This window comes from Lwoffella lincolnii (assembly GCF_002014765.1).
GTDB lineage: Bacteria > Pseudomonadota > Gammaproteobacteria > Pseudomonadales > Moraxellaceae > Psychrobacter > Psychrobacter lincolnii.
This window is the reverse complement of record NZ_MUYT01000007.1, coordinates 97106-123699: the sequence shown is the minus strand read 5'-3', so window position 1 is coordinate 123699 and position 26594 is coordinate 97106. Positions and strand designations below refer to the sequence as shown.

Below are 26594 nucleotides of genomic sequence, written 5' to 3'. Positions count from 1 at the left end.
ATTATTCATGTCCTTTTGTCATATTTTGACACATTTATCATGACAATCAAGTCTTACATCAAGTCTGTCATAAATAAAAACGGCAATGAATTGCCGTTTTTAGCTCATTAGGACACATTTCTAATGAGTGAATTTGACCAACAGGTTATTTATTTTGTTGACTACGAAGATAGTCGGTGATGCTGTTGGTGCGAGGGCGGGTTTGTGATTGGGGCTGACCTGAGACAATCTGAGTGTTGCCATTGCCTAGTGGTGAGTGGCTTTGTGATGAATGGCTTTGTGATGAGCTGGCAGGTCGTCTTTGGTTACTCAACGCACTGGCATGGCTATTTGGGTCAATGGTTTGTCTGCTGTTGGCGTTGGGTATGGCATTGGGTTGCTGTACGGGCTTAGGACGGTTATCTAAGGTCAAGCCTGTGGCGATGACAGTAACATGTAGGTCATCACCCAAATCTTCATCAATGACTGAGCCATAGAAGATATGGGCATCATCTGTGTCGGTAATGCTTTCTAAGATTTCGTTAATGGTGCTAAATTCATCTAACGTCAACGAAGATGATGACATGACATTGACCAATAAACCCTTGGCATTTTCTAACAGCAAGTCATCTAATAACGGAGAGCGAATGGCTTTTTCGGTGGCTTGACGAGCTCGGTCATCACCGCTACCACGTCCGATGCCCATCATGGCATGACCTTTAGCAGTCAATGCGGTACGAATATCGTTAAAGTCAATGTTGATTTTACCGTTGCGTTCAATGGTCTCTGCTAAGCCCTGCACAGCGTGCATCAGCACATCATCAGCTTTTTTAAAGGCTTCTTCCATTGAAATATTGCCATAGACTTTCATTAACTTATCATTAGGAATGGTGATGATGGAGTCGACAAAATTGGTTAACTGTTCGATGCCATCTTGAGCAGCTTTGATGCGACGACCACCTTCAAACCTAAAGGGCGTGGTTACCACTGCCACTGTTAAAATACCCAGTTCTTTGGCAATACGAGCCACCACAGGAGCAGCTCCTGTGCCAGTGCCACCGCCCATACCAGCGGTAACAAACACCATGTCTGAGTTTTCTAACAACTTACGAATGGCATCTTCATCGCTTTCTGCTGCCTCACGTCCAACTTTAGGGTCAGCGCCTGCTCCTAGACCACGGTTGGTCTGTGCTCCTAGCTGTAGTTTATTGGGAACACTAAGACCATCTAAAGCTTGGCGGTCAGTATTCGCCACCACAAAGGTAACGTTTTTGATGCCTTGACGCACCATATGCTCCACGGCATTACCGCCACCACCACCCAAGCCAAACACAGTAAAACGAGCCCCTGTGTGCTTTATCTCTTCTGTATTATCTGCCATAGAAAACTTTGTCATGTTATCATTACTCCGTATCATTTTCGTATCATTGCCTGACTGTACTTAAACAGCCTTAAAAATATGCCAGTGAACAATCAACTGATGGCAACTTGATATTCATATTCGTTAACATCAAAATCAATCAGCATCATAAAAAGTCATGCAAAAACCGCCCAAGTCTGGACATCAGACCATGCTCTTTTTGTTCTTGTTTCAACGCTTCAAGTGAGCTACGTTGACTGTGAGCAAACTGCTCGCTTTGACTGTATATCAGCGTGCCTAATGCCACTTGAAAGCCACGCTCCTTAATCAAGGATTTAAGTTGGGCATAGTTATCTTCATTATCAAACCGCTTTTGGGGTGTGATGCTTTTGTTAAGCGTTGTATGTACCACAGGGGTTTGTAAATAACGCTTGGCAAAAGACACCATGCCATTCATCTGACTGCCACCACCTGCCAACACAAAGCCACGGGTCAGATGCTCAATCAATCCCACCTGTTCAAGCGCCATCAGCACCTGATCTAATATACTTTGATATCTTGCTTCAATGATTAAAGCCAATTCATGCAGGCTTATGGTCTTGATATCTTCGTCTTCGTTGGACTTAATTTCAATAAACTGGGCAGGGTCGACTTGTGTGGTATCGACAGTACCATGACGCTTTTTGAGCCTTTCTGCCTCATACATGTTTAGATTCAGCTCTGCTGAGATGTCCATGGTGACCTCAACCGCCCCATAAGGCAAGCACTTAGCGAACAGCAGCTTTTCTTCTTTATAAACACATAAATTGGTGGTGCTGTAGCCAATGTCCAGCAGACATACCCCCAACTTCATTTCTTCTGGCATCAACGCATACGCTGACATCGAGACCATATCAAACACCATATGGTCAACCCGTACGTTGGTGGAGCGAAACAACGACTCCATGTTTTGTCGTGTTACCACAGGCAAAGACAATAAATGGTACATCACATTAATACCATCGGCGTACGTACCAATGGCATCATTGACCATCATATCATCATCATCAATCAAGATGCCTTGCTGGGCGTATTGCATGACATAATGGTCATTGGCAATATCTTGCTCCTTGGCTTTTCCTAACGCTTCCACAATATGTTTGACGGATACAGTCTCTTCATCAATCACCACTTTGCCATGACTGTTACTGCTTTTCATCTCAGGCGTGGCAAAGCTTAACCAAATACTGTGGACACGGCAATGAGCCATGGTCTCAACCGCATAAATGGCTTGGTTAATAATCTGCTTAAGTCGCTCTGAATGAACCGCTCGGCCTTGATAAAACTCGTTGGTATTTACCTTGACCATTCCTCTGACTTGAATGTCATCTTTTGATATGACGCAAGCAACCACTGCATACACAGCAGTGGCACTTAAATGAATGACGACAAGATTTTCATGTTGTTTCATGGTAAATAATGGTAAATAATCATAAACCGTCTTGGCTGATGTGTGTTACTTTAAACAATCTGTTATTCTAAAAATCTGTTATTCGTTAAAACGATTCAGGCACTTTCCATGAAATTGCCATGCCATTTTTATAACGCAAATCTAATGCTTGCATCTCATCTAATCGTGGATACAACTCAGTTTGTAATAAATGACTTAAGGTCATCAGCTTTTGAGTGGTATTTTCACCATCAACCACCACTCTAAGCCCTGTATTAAAACGGATAAGCCACGTCATGCGTGGGGTCAAAATCATGTCCTCAACCATCAGGTCTAAGGGGGCAAACCAACTGTTGACCTGTTGCATTTGTTGCATGATTGACTTGGCTTGACTTGGATCACCTTGCAAAGTCGGCCAATGCTCATCTGTCAATCGACGCTTCTCAAGTGGCGTGAATACCTCACCTTTAGCATCAATAAATCGTTCACTACCAAACCGTGCCACAGGTTGCTTGGGCAATGCCTGCACCACAATGCCCTGTTGCCAATCCCTAGTGACTCGCACTTCATCAAGCCAAGAAAGCTGTTGGCTCACTTTAATGATGGCAGATAAATCGGTGGCAAAAAAGGTATCCGTCTGTTGTGCTAATAACTCAGACAGACGTTGATGTTCTTGTTGGGTTAATCCTGTTGGGTAAACGACAATTTTGGCAACGGGTGCTTGCTGATACAAACGATACCCAATCATCATGACCAATGCCAGCATTAAAAAAGCAAACACATAACCAAGCCAGTCCATCAATGAACGACCATGCAAATCAGTCATGTGTTGTTGAGTCATGGCACGCCCTTACTAAAACTACCCAATAAAAATAACTTAACGAAAGATTTGCCAATCATTAAACAACCCATCAACCACTTTGATGAATCACAAATTTAGTCAAAAATAGACAAAATTTGCACATACTTATTTATGTTTATGATACCGCATTTTTTGTCAAAACAATAGGCTATGGTATTGACATTTTTGTCAATTTACCAATGTTCTTCCAATTAAACATCATAGATTTTAACTGGGAACAAAATAAGTGATTGCTGTCTTAGTCGTTGTCTATATGACAGTCTAAGTTGTTGTTTATGTTTCTAATGATGGTTCTATCTATGTCTCTACCCATATTTTCAATCATGTCTTCAATCATATGTTCAAAGTCTGTGCCAAAATTTTCACACACAACTCATCAAACCCAATCCCTGCTTCTTTGGCAGCCATCGGCACAAGACTGTGGTCAGTCATGCCAGGGACGGTATTAATCTCTAACACACACAGCTTGCCATCATGCCCCTTTAAAAAATCCACACGAGACCAACCACGCCCCCCAATCGCACGAAACGCTTTTAATGCCAATTCACCCATTTGCCTCTCTTGCTCTGGCGTCAAATCAGATGGGCATTGATAAATGGTGTCATCACGCAAATATTTGGCTTCATAATCATAAAATTTGCCCTTAGGGATGATACGGATACTGGGCAGAACATGTTCACCAAGCAGTGATATGGCATATTCTCCGCCCATCATCGCTTTTTCTGCCAAAATCTCGCCATGATATTGCTTTAATTTGGGATAAATTTTTGCCAAATCACCTGCTTGCTCAACCATAAACACACCCACGCTAGACCCTTCGGCAGCAGGTTTGACAAATAGCGGTAAACCAAATTCACGCTCTACGGCAGCAAAATCGCTGTCATCATGCAAAACCACATAAGGCACATTTGGTAGCCCGAGCGACTGCCACAGCAAACGACAGCGAAATTTATCCATGGCGATGGCAGATGCCAAGACACCACAGCCTGTATAAGGCAGATTAAAGCTATCAAGCACCCCTTGTAAACTGCCATCTTCGCCAAAAGTGCCATGCAACACATTAAACACACGGTCATAGGCACGCAAATGAGATATGTCAGTATCGGCAGGGTCAAAATGATGGGCGTCCACCCCTTTTGATAATAAGGCATTTAGCACTGCCATGCCACTATTTAGCGACACTTCACGCTCTGTGCTTGTTCCGCCACAAACAACCGCCACTTTGCCAAAGTTTTGGTCATCTTTTGTATTAAGTTTGCTCATGTTTTTGCCTTTTTAATTTTTAAGCCCTTTTAAAATCACCCCAAAAACAACCCATTTTTGACCAATTCTTGACACAGTTGTCCCACATTGCCCGCCCCTTGGGTCATCAGCAAATCATTGGCGTTTAGGGTGATTTTAAGCACTTGGGTGATTTGTTCTTTGTCATTGATATTTAGCACAATCGGTTCAACCTGCCCACGCTCACGCAATGAACGCGCCAAATCATTGCTTGTTGCCCCCTTAATCAGCTCCTCGCCAGCACTGTACACATCAAGCAAAATCAGCTTATCCACCTGCGACAACACATTGACAAACTCACTAAAACAATCCCTTGTGCGACTGTAACGGTGTGGCTGAAACATCATCACCAAACGGCGGTCAGGATAGCTTTGGCGGGCAGCTTTGATGGTCATGGCGATTTCGGTGGGGTGATGCCCATAATCATCAATCAATACCACATCACCGCTGCCATCTGTTAGGGGGTAGCTGCCATTATTTTCAAAGCGTCTGCCCACGCCTGCAAATTTTTCTACCGCTTGGCAAATGGCTTTATCACTCACGCCTTCATCGGTTGCCATGGTAATTGCCCCAAGGGCATTATAAACATTGTGAATGCCGGGGATATTTAAGGTAATGGGTAAGGGTTTTTTGTCTTTTCTTAGTACGGTGAAATGGGTTTTTGTGCCGTCTGCAATCACATCTACCGCCTGCACATCGTTGTGTTTTTCAAGGCCGTATGTGATGACAGGTCTTGCAATGTCATCAATCATGGCATACAGCTCTTTGTCATCGCCACACAACACAGCCAGCCCATAAAAAGGCATGTTGTGCAAAAACTGCACATAGGCTTGTTTTAGTTTATCAAAGCTGCCTTCATAGGTCTCCATGTGGTCTTCATCAATGTTGGTAACAACACACGCCATGGGTCGCAAAGATAAAAAAGACGCATCAGACTCGTCGGCTTCTGCCACCAAATAACGGCTAGCACCCAAAGCGGCATTTTTGCCCGAGGCGTTTAATTTACCGCCAATCACATAAGTTGGGTCAAGCCCCGCTTCGGTGAGCATCATGGTTAATAAGCTTGTGGTTGTGGTCTTGCCATGAGCCCCTGCCACCGCAATGCCATGACGGTATCGCATAAGCTCGCCCAACATGTCAGCACGGCGTACCACAGGAATGTGGGCTTTTAAGGCAGCCTGAATCTCAGGGTTTTGTCGGTCAATGGCAGATGACACCACCACCACATCGGCCATTTTGATGTTGCTGGCATCATGACCGACATATACCGTTACATCTAAGTTTTCTAAACGCTCGGTCATCGCATTTGCCTTAATGTCTGAGCCAGTAACCACATAGCCTTGATTGGCAAGCACTTCGGCAATGCCACACATGCCAGCCCCACCAATACCAACAAAATGAATGTTTTGAATGCGTCGCATCTCTGGAATTTCTATTAGGCGTTTGGGGAGCGTTTTGACTTTGGTTGAATTTGGCATGACTGTTTCTCTGTTTGGGTGTTATATTTTATATTTTAAATATTAAATGTTGAATGTTGGGTATTGAATATTAAATGTTAGATATTAAACTGGTTTTGTGGATAAATATGCCATGATATTTTTTAAACAATGACAATCACATCAATCAATTTTAATTTGACAAATCAAGGCAAAGAATTTACCCCATCAATTGTTTAAATCATCAATTGTTTAAATTAAAACCGATACATATAAACCGCATGATTAATAATTTCACCATTAATGTTTTCATTATTGGCGATAATCCCACAAAATTCAAAACCCAATCGCTTAGCAACTTGTTGGCTTGGAATATTATGCTCACCCGCCTTAATCTCCACCACATTCATGCCATAGATGTTTTTGGCAATGTCCATAATTGCACGCACCGCACAGGTCATGACACCACGCCCCCGATGGTCTTGGTGTAACCAGTAGCCAATTTCTGCCTTTTTAAGATGATGATAAATGTTATTTAAACTCACCGCCCCAATAATTTTATCATCATAAATAATATGGGTATGAATGGCTTTGTCATCGGCATATTGGTGTAAGGCAAATTTGACAAATTCACGATAGCTATTTTCACTAAAATCATTCGCCCACGGTAGCCATTTACCCAAATCATCTTTTTGGGCATTAACAATATCATTCATTTGACTGGCAAATGATGAATGTACTAAGGTTAGGCTTAATGTGTCATTGATTTTATATTGAAACATTGTATCTCTGGGATTTCCATTAGGCATTTGGATAAACGAGTGTGGTTCACTTTTAAACTTCCCAAATGGGTTTTTAATATATCAAATGACTTATGAGTGTTTAAAAAAAATAACATTTATTTTTTAATATTATCTAAAAATTTAACACATTCTTTTGCAATCGCACTTGCCAAAGGTGGTGGCACAGCATTACCAACATGCTCACAACGCTTTGAATGGTTACCAACAAATTTATAATCCATTGGAAATCCTGTAATAACCGCCGCTTCACGCACCGTAATACTTCTATGTTCAATGGGGTGAACAGGAAAATTACTGTGTCCGGGAACAAGTGTTGGGGCAAGCAATTGCATGGACAATCGCATTGTATTGCCACGAGAATAAAAACTACTGATTTTTAAATCATCTGGAATTTCGTGCATTGTCTCTTGAATATTAGACCCTGCTTTAATATATTTAAATCGCTCTACTGTTTTTGGTGAATGCTTCATTGGGTGATTATCAACATCGTCTTTATTGGTATAATCAATTTTTGACAATGCTTCACCAATAGAAATTGGCTTTAAAAACTGAGCGTTTTCAATATTTTCAAAATCCAGTTTTGTTAAAATTTCATCAGAATGGTAAATTGGAAATGGAAATTTAAAATTATTAGGCAAATCTTTACGTACCGCCACAATAATAATTCGTTCTCGTTTGGTTGATGCACCATACCAAGCCGTATTTAAAATTTTGTGCGAAACATGGTAACCAATTCTATCATAAATTTGATACAAATCATCTAATACAGAAATGAGATAATTATTTTCTTTTAAAACTGTCAATAATTTTTCTTTTTGTTTGCGTAATTCTATCCCTTTTTGTTCAAATTCAGGGGTTATTTTATTTTTTTTACGTAATTCCGCTTTTTGACCCTTATAATTTTCCAATGCTTGCCAAATTCTATCCACTTCATCACGAATTTTTTTCGGTGTGTTTTCAGACAGCACTTGACCGTTAGAAAATGCCTTAACATTTTCAATCACACTGATTTTTGGTTTGGTAATTTCTACCAATTTCAATTGTTGATGATAAAAGTAATTTCTCTCATCATTAGGAGACCGCTCTCCTGCCAAACTAAACCCTTTACAAACAATGCCACCAAACATGACATCCAATTCGCCTTGTTTTAATTTGATATTATTTAATAAATTATCTGTATCAACATTCAAAACACTGCGACAATCCACAAAGGCAGTTTGTCTAATTTCAGGATTATTTAACAATAAAGTGTCAATACAATCTTTATTATCATCATTGACATAAACTGATTTAAACCCATTTTGTTTAAACCCAATGTGTGAGCCACCTGCACCAACAAATGTTTCAAAAATGGTGTATATTTTATTCATTCTAATTCACTCTTAAACTAATTCACTCTTAAAGAATGGCTTGTAAATTGTTGATATAAGGGTTTGCCTTTGTATATCTTTGGATACTGCCTAATAAAAAATCATCATTTAACATGGACGGAATATAATTTAATATCCGATGATTGCTTCTTGTCTGAAAATCAAGACAACCAAAATCATCTCTTAAAATATTCAACCAAGAGGACAGATAGCGAGTTTCTGACTGGGTAAAAAATAAAATCTCATGATTATTATATATATTCAAAAAATCTTGCTTAATGTCTTTTAAACTTTTATTTAAGTTTATAGGATTTTCATAAAAATAATTCATCAACATGTCTGCATAAGGTTTAACATAGGATTTATACATAACTAATAAAAATTTATTTATGTCAAACATGCCCAACTCTATGCCTTTTTGTGTTGGCATATTATTACTGTCTATCAATCCAAGTGATGATAAACCAATCCAAACATTACGCCAATTTCTATTGTTAATGGTATTCGTCTTCATCATAACTTGTTCTACTTCTCTACGATTGATACAAGCGATATTTCTCAATCTTAAAAAACACAAATAACGTAATAACATGTATAATTCAAAGAGCCTTGTGTCTCTGATATAATATTGTGAGATGCTCATTAAATTATTTTGAGTCTGTTCTCTAAAATTATCCAATTCTTTTTGGCTGATTAAGCGGACAGCGTGATTTATGTCATTAATTTCAATGATTTTAGTTGTTATTGGGTACTTAAATAATGCAATATTAAAATTTCTATTTAAAAATACCGATGAGGGTATCAATAAAACACTGCTAAAATGGTCTTTTTTATAAGGGTAGTTTTTCGTAATTTGATTTTCATAAAAATACTCATATTGCAAAACTTGCCCAATACCACGCACATAATCTGTAACACCAATATCACCTGCCTTACATTCAATCAATGCTGAAATATAATCATCATAAATTAAAGTAAAATCAGCAGTAATGCCATTAATATATTTATCTTCATGAATAAGTTGCAATTTTGATAAATCTGCTGGCAAATTTAAAGCCGACAATAAATCCGCCTGAATATCAGGGCTTTTAATTATCAAATCATGAAAATATCTTTCACGAATATTATCTATTTGTAAAACGTCATTATCTGCGTTCATTGTTCACAACTTCCAATGGCGTATATACACACCTTATTAATTTACAAAATTTTACAATTTATTTAAAAATGACTGTCTTATCCTTTCACACACGCCAAAACCAGCTCTGCCACTGTCTTTGCGACATGATGTTTGGCACTCTCTTGTGCTTTTTTTGCCATATCTAAGCATTTTTGGCGGTCAAGACCAGTTAAAATCTGTGCCAATGTTTCACCAGATAAGTCATGTTGGGGTAACAAAATCCCTGCCCCTTTGTCAGTTAAGCTCTTGGCATTGGCGGTTTGATGGTCGTCCACAGCGTGTGGTAGCGGCACAAAAATCGCTGCAACGCCCACGCTGGCTATCTCGGTTACGGTCAATGCCCCAGCACGGCAAATAACCACATCTGCCCAACTGTATGCCTGTGCCATGTCATCAATAAATGGCATGACCTCAAAGACATGACGGCTTGTGTCAATCTGTGCTTGTGAATAGGCGACCAACATGGTGTTGTGGTTGTCCTTGCCACATTGATGTCGCACAGTTAGGGGTTTATCGGACAGCTTTAACAATTCAACCACCGCTTCATTGATGGCTTTTGCCCCAAGCGAACCGCCCACCACCAGCACCTTTAAAGGCGACGTATCCGCCACGTTATAACGCTCGCTTGGTGGTTTGACACTCATAATCTCATGACGCACAGGGTTACCCACCGTGATGGGTTTATCGCCCATGCCAACAAATGCCCCATCAAAGGCTTGTAATACTTTTGCTGAATGAGGAGCTAGGGTTTTGTTGCTCATGCCAGCGATGGCGTTTTGTTCATGAATGATGAGCGGTTTGCCCGATAATTTGGCAGCCAATCCCCCAGGGACGGTTACATAACCGCCAAAACCGATGACCACATCTATGTTATTGTTTTTGATGATATTTTTACTTGCCATGACCGCTTTAAACAGCATAAAAGGCAACTTAATGGCACGCACCAGCCCCTTACCACGAAGCCCTTGCATGTCAATGTGGTGCATGGTATGACCGTGTTTGGCAACAAGCTCGTTTTCCATGCCCTTTGGCGTGCCAAGCCAATGAATGACAGCTCCACGAGCCACCATTTCATCTGCCACCGCCAAGGCAGGAAACACATGCCCCCCTGTTCCTGCTGCCATCATGAGTACATTTATTTTTTTTGACATAAACTTATCCAACCAAACATCCATAAGCATAAAAGTGGTTATTTTGGATGATTTTTGACACAAGCCCAAGTGGTTTTTTGCGACATTTTGTCAAGCAATTTTATCAAGCAAATCCATACTAAATATCTGTCTTTGAATGGCTGTCAATGTTGTTTTCAATAAATTTAATAAAATCCACCGCAATGCTTGTGCCACATTGGTCATCAATCTCACGAATGCAAGTTGGGCTGGTAACATTAATTTCAGTAATATGACCACCAATGACATCAAGCCCCACAAAATATAATCCTTTTTGCATCAAAATCGGTGCAATTGTCTCGGCCAATTCACGCTCATGGGCTGTCAGTGGCATGGCAACGCCACGACCACCCGCCGCCAGATTGCCCCGAGTTTCACCTTGGCTGGGAATTCGTGCCAGACAATAATCAACAGGTTTACCACCCACAATCAAAATGCGTTTATCACCATCTTTGATGGCAGGCAGATAAGTTTGAGCCATGATGGGCAATGTCTCAAACTCAGTTAGCATCTCAAGCGTTGAGCCGATATTGGGACTGTCTGCTGTCAAGCGAAAAATACCCATACCCCCCATACCATCTAAGGGTTTGACAATCACGTCTTGCTGTTCGTGAATAAACGCACGAATATGGCGTTGTTGGCTACTGACAATGGTGGGAGTCATATGCTGACTGAACCAAGTAGCGAACAATTTTTCATTACAATCACGCACAGAACTGGGATTGTTAACCACCAACACGCCTGCCATCTTGGCTTTATCTAACAGATAAGTGGCATAAATAAATCTCATGTCAAACGGTGGATCTTTTCTCATCAATATCACATCATAATCAGTCATGCCATGCGTGGTTTTGTCGCCTAACTGATAAAAGTCATCAGGCGTGCTATCAGATTTTGCATTGACAGATAGCAACTGGCTGTCCACTTTGGCATCACCCCTATCCAACCACAAATCATGAATTTGTGCATAAGCCAATGTATGCCCACGAGCCACCGCCGCCCACATCATGGCAAGCGTTGAATCTTTTTTAAAATGAATATGACGAATATCGTCCATGATGATTAAGATATTTAAAGTTTTCATAAAGTCTCAGATGCCATGGGTTAAAGAATGATTGGTTAGAAACGATTGGTTAAATATGATTAATTAGATATGACATCATGGGTATGATGTCAAAAGTGGATATGATGACGTAAACGCCATTTATTTATTTTATCCACTTACAACTTATCCACTTAAAACAAGCCAATTAAAATAGTCCAACATACAAATTTTGCCACTTTATCAAAAAAATGTCCATTTATTGCCCCATAAATGATTGATAAGCATTGACAACGCCATCATCTTAACGATAAAATCGCCAAAATCAAAATACTCAATACCGTTATATCCAATAGTTACAACCAATAAATATACAACCAATAAATAATAGTTATGCCGTTTTGATAAACATTTTTTAGCTGACCCCCACAGCATGTGGTTTGACCACATCTTCCTTGTGTTTATCTTCTGATTGGTGATTCTTTTAATTATTACCCAAACCCTTACTCACAAGGCATGGGTGATTATGTTATTTTTTAATCCAACCAATCACCTTTATATTGATGACATTCTCACCTTTATGTATGTTTGTTCACTTGTTATTAATGATGCTCCTTGTCATCACCGCTCATATTAATATTGTTGCCACAATCACAATCATGTCATTAAAAATGCCATCAAACCCCATCATCAATTTAATAACCACTTAAATCACAACCTAGCTACGATCTATTTTATGAACTTAACCGAACTGAAAAGAAAATCCATCGCTGAACTTTTGACGATTGCCCAAGACATGGGACTAGACAACATGGCTCGCAGTCGCAAACAAGACATTATTTTTGCCATTTTAAAAACACATGCCAAAAACGGTGAATCGATTTTTGGTGATGGCGTGCTGGAGATACTGCCAGATGGGTTTGGGTTTTTACGCTCATCTGAAGGCTCTTATTTGGCAGGACCTGATGATATTTATGTCAGCCCCAGCCAAATCCGCCGTTTTAACCTAAAAACAGGGGACAGCATTGCAGGCACAATACGCCCACCAAAGGACTCTGAACGCTATTTTGCCTTACTCAAAGTTAAAGAAATCAACTTTGACACCCCTGACCGCTCACGTCATAAGCTGATTTTTGAAAATCTAACCCCCCTATTCCCCACCGAACAACTCAAGCTAGAGCTTGGTAATGGCACAACCGAAGACTTGACAGGACGCATCATCGACCTGATTGCCCCCATCGGTAAAGGTCAACGCTCCATCATTGTCGCACCACCAAAAGCAGGTAAAACCGTTCTGCTACAGACTCTTGCTCAATCCATCAGCAAAAACAACCCTGAAGTGTATCTGATTGTGTTGCTCATCGATGAACGTCCCGAAGAAGTAACCGAAATGGAACGTACCGTGCGTGGCGAAGTGGTGGCATCAACCTTTGATGAACCGCCACAACGACATGTGCAAGTGGCAGAAATGGTCATCGAAAAGGCAAAAAGATTGGTTGAGCATAAGCAAGATGTGGTGATTTTATTAGATTCCATTACCCGTTTGGCACGTGCTTACAACACCGTATTACCCTCTTCTGGCAAAGTACTCACAGGTGGAGTCGATGCCAATGCCTTAGAACGCCCCAAGCGATTTTTTGGAGCAGCACGCAATATCGAAGAAGGGGGCAGTTTGACCATCATCTCCACAGCACTGATTGACACTGGTAGCACCATGGATAAAGTCATCTATGAAGAATTCAAAGGCACAGGCAATAATGAAATCACCCTTGAGCGAGACTTGGCAGAAAAACGCATCTTTCCTGCCATGAACATCAAAAAATCTGGCACTCGTCGAGAAGAGCGTCTGATTGATGAAGACACCTTACGCAAGGTATGGATTTTACGCAAAGTACTCCAACCCATGGATGAGAGTCAAGCCACCGAGTTTTTACTTGATCGACTAAAAGAAGCCAAAACCAATGATGAATTTTTTGACCAAATGAAACGCAAATCACAAAATTAGCATCATTGGCATTTTTGCACACGATAAAAAAGTAAAACCCCCAACCAAATCAATTTGATTGGGGGTTTTAAGTATTGATTTGAGCATTGGCTACCCAAAAATAACATGAAAACCCATGGGTTGCATTGTGAGCCAAATCGCTTCTTGTTCCACCAACATTTGTCTTAGTCTATGCACCCTTTATGCGTCTTCACGGCGACCCAATTTTTCACGGATACGAGCAGACTTACCAGAACGCTCACGCAAATAGTATAGTTTGGCACGACGCACATCACCACGACGCTTAACAGTAATGCTGTCAATCAAAGGGGAATGTAATTGAAACGCACGCTCCACACCCACACCACTGGAGATTTTACGCACGGTAAAGGCAGAGTTAAGACCACGATTACGCTTGGCAATGACCACACCTTCATACGCCTGTAGACGTTGGCGTTCACCTTCACGCACCCAAATATTAACCGATACCGTATCACCAGGGGCAAAGCTTGGATGCTCACGTAACTGAGAGTTTTCAACTGATTGAACTAAGGGATGTTTGTTGCTCATGGCACTGATTCCTTATGATAAGGTGATAGAGGCTCATCGCTTATCACCTGTTTTTTATGGCAATCATCTTCTACTAAAGCAAAAAATGACAAAAAATAATAACCCATGGTAAAGTAAACCACCACAAGGCTAAAATAAAAACTAAAAATATTTGCTTAAATTGATATTCACTTAAATTTGGCACTTAAAAGCAAAATAACAACCAAACACAATAACAACCGATAAATTCACTTATCAACTTATCAATTAATTGTCTTATCAATTAATTGTCCACAAGCCAGTTTTTCTGCTGAGCATTAGGAACAAACTGTTCCCACAAATCTGCTCGTAACTGCTGTGTTCGCTTGACCTGCTGTACAAATCGCCATTTAGCAATATTGGCATGATGCCCAGATAACAGCACTGCTGGTACTGTGAGTCCTTCAAAATCCAGTGGCTTGGTATATTGAGGGTAGTCAAGTAGCCCATCGACAAATGAATCCTGCTGTGCAGACAGCTCATCACCCATCACATTGGGCAAACGGCGAATGAGACTGTCCATCAATACCATTGCTGGCAACTCACCACCACTTAGCACATAATCACCGATGGATATTTGTTTGTCAACGTACCGCTCAAGTAACCGCTCATCTACGCCATCATAACGACCACACAACACAATCATGCCATCTAATGGAGCAAACGACCGAACCACACTTTCATCAAGTGTCTGTCCTTGTGGCGACATATACACTACAGGACAATGATGAGCATCAACTTGACAACCATACTCACTTGCTAATGACTTAGCATACATGATGGCTTTTGCCAATGGCTCTGCCATTAATACCATGCCAGCACCGCCGCCATAAGGTCGTTCATCAATGCGTCGGTAATTGTCTTGGGTAAAGTCTCTGGGATTAATGTACTCTACCACCGCTTGCTTATTATGTATGGCACGGGCGGTAATGCCAAAATTACTCAAGGCAGTGAACATCTCTGGCATGATGCTAATCACGGCAAAAAACATGCAATCTTACCTAACTGACTCAACGGCATTAATTTTAGCAAGCATGGCATCAATTTGAGCGACTTTTGGCAACATCAATAATCAGCTTGCCAATCCACCGTTACCACGGCTTCATCTTGATTGACTTTAAGAACGGTTTGCTGATGCCAAGGGATTAATCGCTGTTCACCATCAATGCTATTGGCTGTGGCAGCCACAACCATGACATCATGAGCGCCTGTCTCCATAAGCTGGTCAATGCGACCAAGGTTTTCCCCTTGTGTATTTATCACACTTAACCCCACCAACTCTGACCAATAGTATTCATCTGCTTTAGGCTTAGGCAAGGCATCAGAGGATACCCAAATGCTCACACCGTGCATGGTCTCAGCGACGTTGCGGTCTGGCACTTCATCAAACTGAGCGACAATACCAGAGCCTTGCTGTCGCCAGTTAACAACCGTCAGGGGTTTAAACCCTGTGGCTGTCTTTATCCACCAAGGGGACATGGCAAAGATATCACCACGTTCATCAGTCAGACTATGTACCCATAACCAACCTTTGATGCCATACGGCTTTTTTAATTGCCCAATTTTTATCAGCTTTTCTACTGGTGGCACAGAACTGCCATCTAAGACTTTGGTTGTCTTGGCATTGCTTGCCAGCACAGACACAACGTCGGTAACGTCTGTGTCCATAACGTCTGTATTGTCAAAAAAATGAGCCATGTCAATCTTTGCTGGTATGTTTTGCTAACTTGCTTTTGTTAACTGAGCATCAAGGCTTAGGCAGTTGTTGCTTGTAGCTTTTTAAATTCTTTTGCCAAAGACTTAACACGGTCAGATGGCTGAGCCCCTTTTTCAATCCAAGCGTTATACGCTTCCATATTTAGGCGAACGCCTTCTTCTGACTCTTTTGCCAATGGGTTAAAAAAGCCAATGTTTTCAATGTAACGACCGTCACGGGCACGACGTTGATCAGCAACAACCACTTGATAAAATGGGCGTTTTTTGGCACCGCCCCGTGCTAAACGAATAACAACCATGTAAACTCTCTCTTTCGCAAGTAGACCAAAAAGGGCATAATCTTAGCATAATTGTTGTTAAAAGAAAACCAGTATTTCACTGTATTTTTGCTGACGATGTTTTTGTTTGGCTGACCATCAATACGTTGCTGACTATCCATGTGTTTATTTCCCATGTGTTTATTTATGGTGCATGGTGCGATTTACTGACAATATGATTGATTGGTAAGATTATTTTTTGTTGTTATCTTTTTAGGGTTTTTGCTGGCTTATGAAAAAAAACACCTCATTACCAACGATGCTCATTAAATTACGTCATTTGCTTCATTCCAACACTTGGCAAACCACATGGATGGTGATGACAATGGTTACGGTGAGTGTGTGTCTGACGCTGTGGTTTTTTTGGCGTAGCTTTTATTTGCCAGAAATCAAAAGCCACGCTCGTTATTTGGCAACTGAATTGATGTTGGTTGAAAAAATTCTTCATACTGATGAATGGCAATTAAATGAATCACAAAAAAAACAGCTGTTATCATCCATACATTTAATTTATGTTGATCAAGACACTGATTTTCCTGATGTAACAGAAAAGCTTGTGGTCAGCCATCTGACAGAATTGATGGAGCAAGAAATCACTGCCCAACTTGGTCGCCCTGTACAGGTGTATTTTAAATTTAAGCCCACTGCCATGCTGTGGATACAAGACCATCGTTATCCAGAATATTGGATGCGTGAATCGGTCATTCATTATTCACAATATAGCCCCACGTTGATGTTGATGTTTTTGTTGGGCATTCCCATATTTGCTTTGGTTACCATTTTGTTGTTGGTGCGACAACTCAATCGTCCATTACGTAGATTGCAAAAAGTGGCCAACAACTATATTCAGCTTGGACAAGCGACCACCCTACCCACCGCTAAAGGCTCAAGCGAGATTCGCCAAGTCAATATGGCGTTTAACCGTTTATTTACCACGTTAAGCCAAACACAAAAAGAGCGAAACATCATGTTGGCGGGTATTTCACATGATTTGCGTACGCCATTAACCCGCATGCGTCTGACAGCTGAGATGTTGCCTGATGAGTTTTTAAAAGAAGGGTTGGTGTATGACATTGAAGATATGGACGCTATTTTAGAGCAGTTTATTAGCTTTATGAAAGATGGCTCAGATGAGCCAATGCGTCTGACCGATTTGTCGGTGATTATCAATGAAATTATTGTGCAGTTCGCTCCTTTAGACATTCGCCATACCAGTAAGCCGTTGCCATTGGTGGCATTGCGTCCGTTGTCCATCAAGCGATTGATTGTTAATTTGGTGAATAATGCCACTCGCTATGGCACACCACCCATTGAGATTGATACCCACATTATTCATCATGATGCCAACTTGGCAGATGCGTTATTTGCCATGACAATAACCCCTAACCAAGCCTCTATATTGACCACAGACTTGACAGATGCAATGGTGATTAATCAAACTGCTGAGCATGATACGCTGGTGATTTGTGTTCATGACCATGGTCAAGGTGTTGCTGATGACCAATTAGCAAGGATTATGCAACCATTTGAACGGGGGGAGACTGCTCGCACCACGCAAGGCAGTGGGTTGGGATTGGCGATTGTCAATCGCATTGCTAAGTTACACCAAGGACATGTACACGCACAAAATCACCCTGATGGGGGCTTGATGGTGTGCGTGTTAATTCCGTTGTTGTCGCAAGGGGTTGAGTGATTAAGATGACTTTGGTTCAAAAAATAATGATTAAGGTGGTATTGGCTTAAGGCAAAACATACCTTACGGGATTTTAGGGGTCATTTTTTTGTACCTATGACAGGGGGTGCTTGAATGGATGTGTTTTCAAAACTGATGGGCTTGCTTAATTGAGCTTGATGTTCAGACACATCAGCAGCATGACTTGGCTCATATACAAAACCAAAATACCCCAACAGAGCCACATTGGCTATCACCAACAGACCAAAAATGTATGGCATCGCCACACTCCTTTATTAATGAACATCAATATGAATGAAAAATGAATGAAAATCGGTGAAAATGATGTGCCAAACGCCTATCCATCATTACCTATGATATCGATAAATGCTGTTAAAGACAAACCTTATGTCGGATTAATCACCCTTTTTATAGATAAAATCAGATTTTATATATTTTTTAACCACTATTATATATCTTTTAACCGTTATATTGTTTAACCGTTATTTATCAACCATCACTTTGTGTCTGTGATGATTTTTTTGGCACTGACTTCTTGTGTGAGTTCATCAGCTGCAATGGTTTGGTTTAACTGCTTTACTGGCCATGTCATGGTAAATTTCGCACCACCAAGCTCAGGGCTTTCATTAACCGAGATTTCTCCATTAAACCAAAAAGCAATGCGAGAGACAATGGATAACCCTAATCCATAACCACCCGATGCTCTTGTACGGCTGTCGTCAAGACGGGAAAATGGGATAAATACCTTATCACGATCAGCTTCAGGAATGCCTTGTCCATCATCTTCAACGGTTACATAAGCCCTGCCTTTTGCGACTCCTGCTGACACTTTAATCTTACCATTGGCGTAACGTAAAGCATTGCCCGCCAAATTCTGCACCACTCGATGTAAATATCGACGGTCTGCCATGGCTCGTGCTTTGGCATGACTAATCTCAGAGATAACTTCAATCGGTTTACCCAGTGCATTGGTTTCTTTGACAATCTGAGTGATTAGCTCTGACAAATTCACCATCTCCCAATCCAGCTTTGGCGACCCTTCTTCTAGCTTGGCATAGGTCAATATTTCATCAATCAGACCATTTAATGCTTCGATGTCTTTGTCAATATAATCACGTTGCATTTCTCTGGATTCAGCATCATCGGTATCTGCCAGCATGTCCACCGCAAAACGAATGCGTGCAACAGGCGTACGCAACTCATGCGACACTGCTCGAGTAAGCTCTCTTTGTGACTCAATCAACCTTTTGATATGCTCAACCATCGAGTTAAAAGTTGCAGACAATCGAGAAATTTCATCTTGCCCCACCACTTCAACACGAGTGTTCAATTTTCCCTTAGTCACGTTATTTAGACCAACTTGCACCAACTGCAACTTACGTTCTAATGGGAAAATCAACGCATACACACCAAGACTGATCAAAAACATGCTGATTAAAATCACACTGATGATTAAATTTAAAGGGTACCAATTAAACAGCTGTATAGGACCCACATGAATGACCGTATCGCTGATTTCTGTAGGCACTAAGATGATAAAAGCAGAGTTTTCGACACTGGCACTGTCACGAAAACGCACCACCACTTCACTACGGCGTAATCTCACTCGCTGGTCAGCATCGACATCAACATCATTGATATTGGCGAATTGTATTGGAAAGCCAAACTGGTTTGAAATGGTGGCAAGACGTTCTGTTTTTTCTTCCAAAGTGCGAAAATTGGACAAATCATCCAGCAAAAAAATCGCCAATGCACGCACTTGTTGCTCAGATACTTGTTTGATTTTAACCGTAACAATATTATTTTCTCCGGGGATACGATAATAAACATACGTCTCTTGCCTACCGCCTGATGTGCGTACCACACTTTTTTGCTTATTAAGCTTTTTAAGTTCAGTAGATGCAAAATCTATCTTATCCATCTCAATCACACGAAAAGTTTCACCAAATAAATTACTGGCATCAGACAACCAATGCTGGCGTTCTATTGGGTCAGGATGGTGAGCGATTCCCTCTGCCACCACATAAAAAGCCCCAGTTGCCATACGTTCGCTATAGCTACCAACACGCTCTTTATTAATCGTGGTCATCAGTATTTGAGCAAATACCACCACCACCAAACACACCAATAATAACCCAGCATAAATCCGCAAAAATATGCTGTGCTTTAACGTGGAATAGATTTGCATGCGTTTTTACTCTATCTAATTGACTTTATCTAAAACTGTATCAGGAATTAACTGTATCAGGAATTTTTATGCTGGTATGTCGTGGTAACATGACAATGTCTTCAGCAAATTATGATACCAAATCTCAAAATTTTTGTAACATGACAACACAAAAAAATGCCAGACAAAAAAAATGCCAGTATGAAACTGACATTTTTTAATAATCTATTTTTAAGTCATTAATTATATTGATTAATATTGTTGGTTAATGCTTCAAATCATTGCTTAATGTTTAAAAGCTATTAATTAGCTTTTAAACAATTAATGTGTTAAAAACAAGTCAACATACCACAAATCAACTGCTTTCTTTAACAAACAAATATCCTTTTGAACGCACAGTTTTGATGCGTTTAGGATTTTCTGGGTCATCGCCAATTTTGGGGCGGATACGAGAGATACGCACATCAATAGAACGGTCTTGTCCATCGTACTCAATGCCTCGCAACCGCTCAAAGATGTCCTCACGAGACAAGATGCGACCAGCGTTTGATGCCAATAACCACAACAAGTCATATTCAGCACTGGTAAAATCCACCAATTCATCGTTTAAGCTGACCGAGCGACCGCCATTATCAATCACCAATTCACCAAATTCAAGGCGTTGTGGCGCTTCTTCTGACGGCGTATTTTCTGTACGGCGTAACAACGCACGAATGCGAGCTAATAGCACTCGTGGCTGAGCAGGTTTGGCAACATAGTCATCTGCACCCATCTCCAAGCCTAACACCTGATCCATGTCATCAGTACGAGCAGTCAGCATTAAAATGGGATTAGAATAGTGTGGTCGTACTTCACGGCAGACAGTCAGACCATCACTACCTGGTAACATCACATCCAACACCACCAAATCTGGTTGCTCATTGATGATGCGTCTGATTGCTTTATTGCCATCCATCTCAATGGCAACTTCTAAGCCATTTTTACGTAGATAATCTAACGTCAACATTGCCAGACGTTCGTCATCTTCAACAATCAAAATCCTTGGGGCATTGTCTTCTTCTACTTGTGACATGTTAATTCCTTTACTAATCTAAGAACCTATCTTGTTTTATATCGTGGTGTATTTTATATCATGGTGTGTCGTTTATCACATCAGCCATCATAATCAGCGACACAAAATACCATAAAACTTTAAACCAATTGCTAATCTTATTTTTAAGTACGGTTAGGCACGGTTTTTGTACTTACGAATGGTCTGTAGTTGTGCCACTGATTCAGCAAGTGATGCCAAGGCAGCATTGGTTTGAATGCTGTCATTTTGGTTTGCCAGTTGTTGCTCAGCTTCACGGCGAGCTTCTGCAATCTTAGCTTCATCTAAATTGGTTGCTCTAAGTGCTGTGTCTGCCAATACGGTCACCACTTTAGGTTGCACTTCTAACACGCCACCAGAGACATAAATAATTTCATCTTCACCTGTGGCGGTTTTAACCTGCATGGGGCCTGGCTTTAACAAAGTAATCAATGGCGTATGCCCAGCCATGATGCCAAGCTCACCTTCCGTGCCAGTGGCAATCAACATGCTGATGTCTCCTTCAAATAAAGACTCACGAGCACTTACGACACGACATTGAAAGGTTGCCATGATTTACTCCTAACTTATTTCACTAAATGATGCTTTGGCTGATATGCTGTTGCTTATGATGCTTTGGCTTGTAGTTGCTCAGCTTTCGCCACCACTTCATCAATACCACCAACCATATAGAATGCTTGCTCTGGTAGGTCATCATACTCACCATTGATGATTGCTTTAAATCCAGCAATGGTATCACGCAATGCCACATATTTACCTGGAGCACCGGTGAATACTTCTGCCACATGGAAAGGCTGTGACAAAAAGCGTTGGATTTTACGGGCACGATAAACCACCAGTTTATCTTCTTCTGATAGCTCGTCCATACCCAAAATAGCGATGATGTCCTTAAGCTCTTTATAGCGTTGCAACACTTCTTGTACACCACGGGCCACGTTATAATGCTCTTCACCGATGACTTGTGGGTCAAGCTGACGAGACGTTGAGTCAAGTGGGTCAACCGCAGGATAAATACCTTGTGACGCAATGTCACGGCTTAATACCACGGTTGCATCTAAGTGAGCAAATGTGGTTGCTGGTGACGGATCAGTCAAGTCATCAGCAGGTACATAAACGGCTTGTACTGAAGTGATAGAGCCAGATTGCGTTGAAGTAATACGCTCTTGTAATATGCCCATTTCTTCTGCCAATGTTGGCTGATAACCCACCGCTGAAGGCATGCGCCCAAGCAATGCTGAAACTTCTGTACCAGCTAGGGTATAGCGATAAATGTTGTCAACGAATAACAGAACATCACGACCTTTACCAGTTTTAGGGTCTTTTTGGTCACGGAAATATTCCGCCATGGTCAAACCTGTCAACGCCACACGCAAACGGTTACCTGGTGGCTCATTCATCTGACCGTAGACCATCGCAACTTTTGATTTACTAAAATCTTCTGTATTCACCACACCTGCTTCTTGCATCTCATGATAAAAGTCATTACCTTCACGAGTACGCTCACCCACACCAGCAAACACAGACAAACCAGAATGCTTTAAAGCGATGTTGTTAATCAGCTCCATCATATTAACGGTCTTACCAACACCTGCACCACCAAACAAACCCACTTTACCACCCTTAGCAAAAGGACATAGCAAGTCAATCACTTTAATGCCCGTTTCTAACAGCTCTGTACTATTTGACTGCTCATCATAACTGGGTGCTTGACGGTGGATAGACCACGTCTCATCTGCATTGACCGCACCTTGCTCATCAATGGGGCGACCAAGCACATCCATGATACGACCCAAAGTCGCTGTTCCAACAGGCACAGAAATCGGAGCACCAGTATTACTCACAGATAGTCCTCGCTTCAACCCTTCGGTTGAGCCCATGGCGATGGTACGCACAATACCATCACCAAGCTGTTGTTGAACTTCTAATGTGGTCTCAGTGCCATCAACTTTTAAAGCATCATAAACTTGTGGTACGTTTTTTCTATCGAACTCGACATCAATCACTGCACCAATAATCTGTACTATTTGACCGCTACTCATTGCGTTCTCCTTGAAAATTTTATCAATCAATTATGAAACAGCAGCAGCACCACCGACGATTTCCGAAATTTCTCGGGTAATCGCAGCTTGACGCAGCTTGTTATATACCAATTGTAAGTCGTCTATTAAGTTACCAGCGTTATCTGTCGCTGCTTTCATTGCCACCATGCGTGCTGATTGTTCAGAAGCGATGTTTTCTAATACCGCCTGATAGACAATAGATTCAATATAACGGCTTAGTAAGCCATCTAGCAATGTCTGCACATCAGGCTCATAGATATAATCCCAACTATGCTCGGTCTGAATACCATCGCTGGCAAAAGTGTCTTCTGATAAAGGCACCAGCTGGCTGACAATCGGCTTTTGGGTCATGGCATTGATAAACTGATTATACACCACATATATACGGTCAAGCTTACCCTGATTAAAATCATCAAGCATCGCTTGTACTGGGGCATTTAACTGCTCAAACGTTGGACTATCACCATAATCTGTAATCGCTGATGTGACTTTGCCGCCAAAATTTTTAAAAAATGACACACCTTTTGAACCAATGACCGCAAACTCTACCGCAACCGATTGCTCTTGTTGTTTTTTGACATCTTGCATCAAGGCTTTGAACAGATTGATGTTTAATCCGCCTGCCAAACCACGGTCAGAAGTAACCACAATATAACCCACCGTATTAACCGCTCTATCAGACATGAACGGATGCTTATGGTCGCTTGATGCTTTTACCAAGTGAGAAATGACCCGACGCATACTCTCAGCATAGGGACGACCTGTCTCCATGCGGTCTTGAGCTCGTTTCATTTTACTGGCGGCGACCATTTGCATGGCACGAGTGATTTTTTGTGTGCTTTTAATGCTCGTTACTTTTGCACGTATCTCTTTTAAACTTGCCATAGATATCTCAAAATAAATGGGTGATGTAAAAAAGTTAACCGTTTCGATTCATCACTGATAACTTTATTAAGTAGCAAAACTTAAGTAGCAAAACAAAATCATCTTATGTCATCTTATATTAAACGTTGTGGCATGTTTTATCTCAGTGCCATGCAATTGACTTCCTCCCCTCCCTAAAGTGAGGGGATTCCTGCTCCCAGACGGTCAAGCCCGACCGCAAGCCTAAGATAGTGGCAACCGCCCGTACGACACACCGTACATCTTAGGTTCTTATTTTAAGCTAATCCTACCGTTAGGATTGTCATAGACACGAATTAGCTTAAGTGTGTGTTTGGAAACGTCTTACCAGTTAAGTTACTGCGTACTCGCAATTTAGTCTTAACTTAACTGTGGAATGTAAGACAATAAAAAAAAGATGATGATTTAAAATTATTTCATTGCTTGTTCTATCTTATCTCTATACTGTTGGCCATCACGCTGATAACGACCATTCTGATAATTAAGGCATTGAGATGGTCCAATGCCTTAAACTTATTTTTCCAGCTTATTGCATTTTTTTTAGCTTATTGACAGTACAAGATGAGTAACTTAACTTAGTAACTTAGTAACTGTGGTTTTGCTTAAAGGCATCTAAACTTGCTTTAAACTTATTGGCTATTTCATCATTATAATTGGCAGTGTCATTGATTTCTTGCATGAATTGTGCATGTTCGTCATTCATGTATCGCAAATAAGCAGTTTCAAAGGCACCAATTTTATCTACTGGCACATCCGCCAAATAACCCTCATTAGAAGCGAATATGACCGCTGATTGATCTGCAATCGACATTGGGTTATATTGCTTTTGCTTCATCAGTTCGGTAACACGCTCACCATGATCCAACTGTTGGCGAGTGGCATCATCAAGGTCAGATGCAAACTGAGCAAACGCTGCCAATTCACGATACTGTGCCAAGGCAGTACGGATACCACCTGATAATTTCTTAATGATTTTGGTTTGTGCCGCACCACCCACACGAGATACCGAAATACCTGCGTTTACTGCTGGGCGAATACCTGAGTTAAATAGGTTGGATTCTAAGAAAATCTGACCATCAGTAATCGAAATCACGTTGGTTGGCACGAAAGCAGACACATCACCTGCCTGTGTCTCAATGATGGGTAAGGCAGTTAATGAACCTGTCTGACCTTTGACTTCACCATGAGTAAACTCTTCAACATAATCAGCATTAACACGAGCGGCCCGCTCAAGTAAGCGTGAATGCAAGTAGAACACATCACCCGGATAGGCTTCACGCCCTGGTGGACGGCGAAGCAACAAGGAGATTTGGCGATATGCCACGGCTTGTTTTGATAAATCATCATAAACAATCAAGGCATCTTCACCACGATCACGAAAATACTCACCCATGGTACAACCAGAATATGGTGCTAGATATTGCAATGCAGCTGGCTCAGAAGCAGATGCAACCACCACGGTGGTATAAGCCAATGCCCCAGTCTCTTCTAATTTACGCACAACATTAGCAATGGTTGAGCGTTTTTGCCCAATTGCCACATACACACATTTGATGTTAGAGTTCTTTTGAGCGATGATGGCATCAATGGCAAGTGCGGTTTTACCCGTTTGACGGTCACCGATGATAAGCTCACGCTGACCACGTCCGATGGGTATCATGGTATCAACCGCTTTATAACCAGTCATCACAGGTTGGTCAACTGATTGACGAGCAATAACACCAGGGGCAATTTTTTCTACTTTATCAGTGAGTTTGGCATTGATAGGACCTTTACCATCGATTGGGTTACCCAACGCATCAACCACACGACCAAGCAACTCTGGTCCAACGGGCACTTCAAGAATACGACCTGTACAGTAGGCTTTTTGACCTTCTTGTAGGCGTAGATAATCACCCAACACCACCGCACCGACAGAGTCTTGCTCAAGGTTGAGAGCCATGCCATAAATATCGCCTTCAAACTCAATCATCTCGCCATACATGGCATCTTCAAGACCATGAATTTGCACGATACCATCAGATACGCTGACAATTGTGCCTTCATTTTTTGCAGTTGTGCCTGCGTCAAGGTCTTGAATTCTCTGCTTAATCAGATTGCTGATTTCCGCTGGATTCAACTGTTGCATTGCCTTGTTTCCTTAAATGATGATAACCAAATGGTGA

General features: G+C 41.3%; 23 protein-coding genes. 2 read left to right on the top strand and 21 right to left on the bottom strand.

The window, feature by feature from the left end; translation table 11 throughout:
• Positions 1–145 precede the first annotated feature (145 nt).
• The 10 genes from ftsZ to gshB form a co-directional block, all read right to left on the bottom strand.
• Complete coding sequence (ftsZ, locus tag B0682_RS05900) at positions 146–1375, bottom strand: cell division protein FtsZ (protein ID WP_078307566.1); 1230 nt, start codon at positions 1373–1375, stop codon at positions 146–148.
• A 130-nt stretch (positions 1376–1505) separates the two neighbouring features.
• Positions 1506–2789, bottom strand: coding sequence for a cell division protein FtsA (ftsA, locus tag B0682_RS05895; protein WP_078307368.1), 1284 nt, complete (start codon positions 2787–2789; stop codon positions 1506–1508).
• Between the two features lie 85 nt (positions 2790–2874).
• A complete protein-coding gene (locus B0682_RS05890) occupies positions 2875–3609 on the bottom strand; it encodes a cell division protein FtsQ/DivIB (protein WP_078307366.1) in 735 nt (244 codons plus the stop codon).
• Positions 3610–3963: 354 nt separating this feature from the next.
• Entirely contained in the window at positions 3964–4893 is a 930-nt protein-coding gene (locus B0682_RS05885; protein ID WP_078307364.1) for a D-alanine--D-alanine ligase, read from the bottom strand.
• Positions 4894–4928: 35 nt separating this feature from the next.
• A complete protein-coding gene (gene murC / locus B0682_RS05880; protein ID WP_064625373.1) occupies positions 4929–6389 on the bottom strand; it encodes a UDP-N-acetylmuramate--L-alanine ligase in 1461 nt (486 codons plus the stop codon).
• 215 nt (positions 6390–6604) lie between these two features.
• On the bottom strand, positions 6605–7129 hold the full coding sequence (locus B0682_RS05875; RefSeq protein WP_078307362.1) for a GNAT family N-acetyltransferase: 525 nt from the start codon (positions 7127–7129) through the stop codon (positions 6605–6607).
• A gap of 116 nt (positions 7130–7245) precedes the next feature.
• Positions 7246–8520: a DNA cytosine methyltransferase gene (locus tag B0682_RS05870; protein ID WP_078307360.1), complete on the bottom strand. Its 1275-nt coding sequence runs from the start codon at positions 8518–8520 to the stop codon at positions 7246–7248.
• A gap of 28 nt (positions 8521–8548) precedes the next feature.
• Positions 8549–9679 carry a hypothetical protein gene (locus B0682_RS05865; protein ID WP_078307358.1) on the bottom strand — a complete coding sequence of 377 codons (1131 nt, stop codon included), beginning with the start codon at positions 9677–9679 and terminating at the stop codon, positions 8549–8551.
• A 77-nt stretch (positions 9680–9756) separates the two neighbouring features.
• Positions 9757–10851: an undecaprenyldiphospho-muramoylpentapeptide beta-N-acetylglucosaminyltransferase gene (murG, locus tag B0682_RS05860; protein ID WP_078307356.1), complete on the bottom strand. Its 1095-nt coding sequence runs from the start codon at positions 10849–10851 to the stop codon at positions 9757–9759.
• Positions 10852–10969: 118 nt separating this feature from the next.
• Positions 10970–11953, bottom strand: a complete 984-nt coding sequence (gshB, locus tag B0682_RS05855) for a glutathione synthase (protein WP_078307354.1) — start codon at positions 11951–11953, stop codon at positions 10970–10972.
• Positions 11954–12647: 694 nt separating this feature from the next.
• Here gshB and rho point away from each other — a divergent pair.
• Complete coding sequence (gene rho / locus B0682_RS05845) at positions 12648–13916, top strand: transcription termination factor Rho (RefSeq protein ID WP_078307350.1); 1269 nt, start codon at positions 12648–12650, stop codon at positions 13914–13916.
• Between the two features lie 180 nt (positions 13917–14096).
• Here the strand turns inward: rho and rplS are convergent, their stop codons facing one another.
• The 4 genes from rplS to rpsP all read right to left on the bottom strand — a co-directional run bounded on the left by rplS (position 14097) and on the right by rpsP (position 16498).
• Positions 14097–14465: a 50S ribosomal protein L19 gene (rplS, locus tag B0682_RS05840; protein ID WP_078307348.1), complete on the bottom strand. Its 369-nt coding sequence runs from the start codon at positions 14463–14465 to the stop codon at positions 14097–14099.
• A 262-nt stretch (positions 14466–14727) separates the two neighbouring features.
• On the bottom strand, positions 14728–15474 hold the full coding sequence (gene trmD, locus B0682_RS05835) for a tRNA (guanosine(37)-N1)-methyltransferase TrmD (protein ID WP_078307346.1): 747 nt from the start codon (positions 15472–15474) through the stop codon (positions 14728–14730).
• A gap of 74 nt (positions 15475–15548) precedes the next feature.
• On the bottom strand, positions 15549–16181 hold the full coding sequence (gene rimM, locus B0682_RS05830) for a ribosome maturation factor RimM (RefSeq protein WP_240494890.1): 633 nt from the start codon (positions 16179–16181) through the stop codon (positions 15549–15551).
• A gap of 56 nt (positions 16182–16237) precedes the next feature.
• Entirely contained in the window at positions 16238–16498 is a 261-nt protein-coding gene (gene rpsP / locus B0682_RS05825; protein ID WP_078307344.1) for a 30S ribosomal protein S16, read from the bottom strand.
• A 250-nt stretch (positions 16499–16748) separates the two neighbouring features.
• Here rpsP and B0682_RS05820 point away from each other — a divergent pair, with 250 nt between their 5' ends.
• Positions 16749–18209: an ATP-binding protein gene (locus tag B0682_RS05820; RefSeq protein ID WP_078307342.1), complete on the top strand. Its 1461-nt coding sequence runs from the start codon at positions 16749–16751 to the stop codon at positions 18207–18209.
• 80 nt (positions 18210–18289) lie between these two features.
• Here the strand turns inward: B0682_RS05820 and B0682_RS05815 are convergent, their stop codons facing one another.
• The 7 genes from B0682_RS05815 to atpA all read right to left on the bottom strand — a co-directional run bounded on the left by B0682_RS05815 (position 18290) and on the right by atpA (position 26557).
• Positions 18290–18469, bottom strand: a complete 180-nt coding sequence (locus B0682_RS05815; protein WP_078307340.1) for a hypothetical protein — start codon at positions 18467–18469, stop codon at positions 18290–18292.
• Between the two features lie 236 nt (positions 18470–18705).
• A complete protein-coding gene (locus B0682_RS05810; RefSeq protein ID WP_078307338.1) occupies positions 18706–20397 on the bottom strand; it encodes an ATP-binding protein in 1692 nt (563 codons plus the stop codon).
• Between the two features lie 334 nt (positions 20398–20731).
• On the bottom strand, positions 20732–21448 hold the full coding sequence (locus tag B0682_RS05805) for a response regulator (protein ID WP_078307336.1): 717 nt from the start codon (positions 21446–21448) through the stop codon (positions 20732–20734).
• Between the two features lie 153 nt (positions 21449–21601).
• The gene (locus B0682_RS05800) at positions 21602–22018 is read right to left on the bottom strand and encodes a F0F1 ATP synthase subunit epsilon (RefSeq protein WP_078307334.1); all 417 of its coding nucleotides are present in this window, start codon (positions 22016–22018) and stop codon (positions 21602–21604) included.
• Between the two features lie 53 nt (positions 22019–22071).
• Positions 22072–23505: a F0F1 ATP synthase subunit beta gene (gene atpD / locus B0682_RS05795; RefSeq protein ID WP_078307333.1), complete on the bottom strand. Its 1434-nt coding sequence runs from the start codon at positions 23503–23505 to the stop codon at positions 22072–22074.
• Between the two features lie 30 nt (positions 23506–23535).
• Positions 23536–24411 (bottom strand): F0F1 ATP synthase subunit gamma, encoded by an 876-nt coding sequence (gene atpG, locus B0682_RS05790; RefSeq protein WP_078307331.1) that lies wholly within the window; start codon positions 24409–24411, stop codon positions 23536–23538.
• A gap of 601 nt (positions 24412–25012) precedes the next feature.
• Positions 25013–26557 (bottom strand): F0F1 ATP synthase subunit alpha, encoded by a 1545-nt coding sequence (gene atpA / locus B0682_RS05785; protein ID WP_078307329.1) that lies wholly within the window; start codon positions 26555–26557, stop codon positions 25013–25015.
• Positions 26558–26594 lie beyond the last annotated feature (37 nt).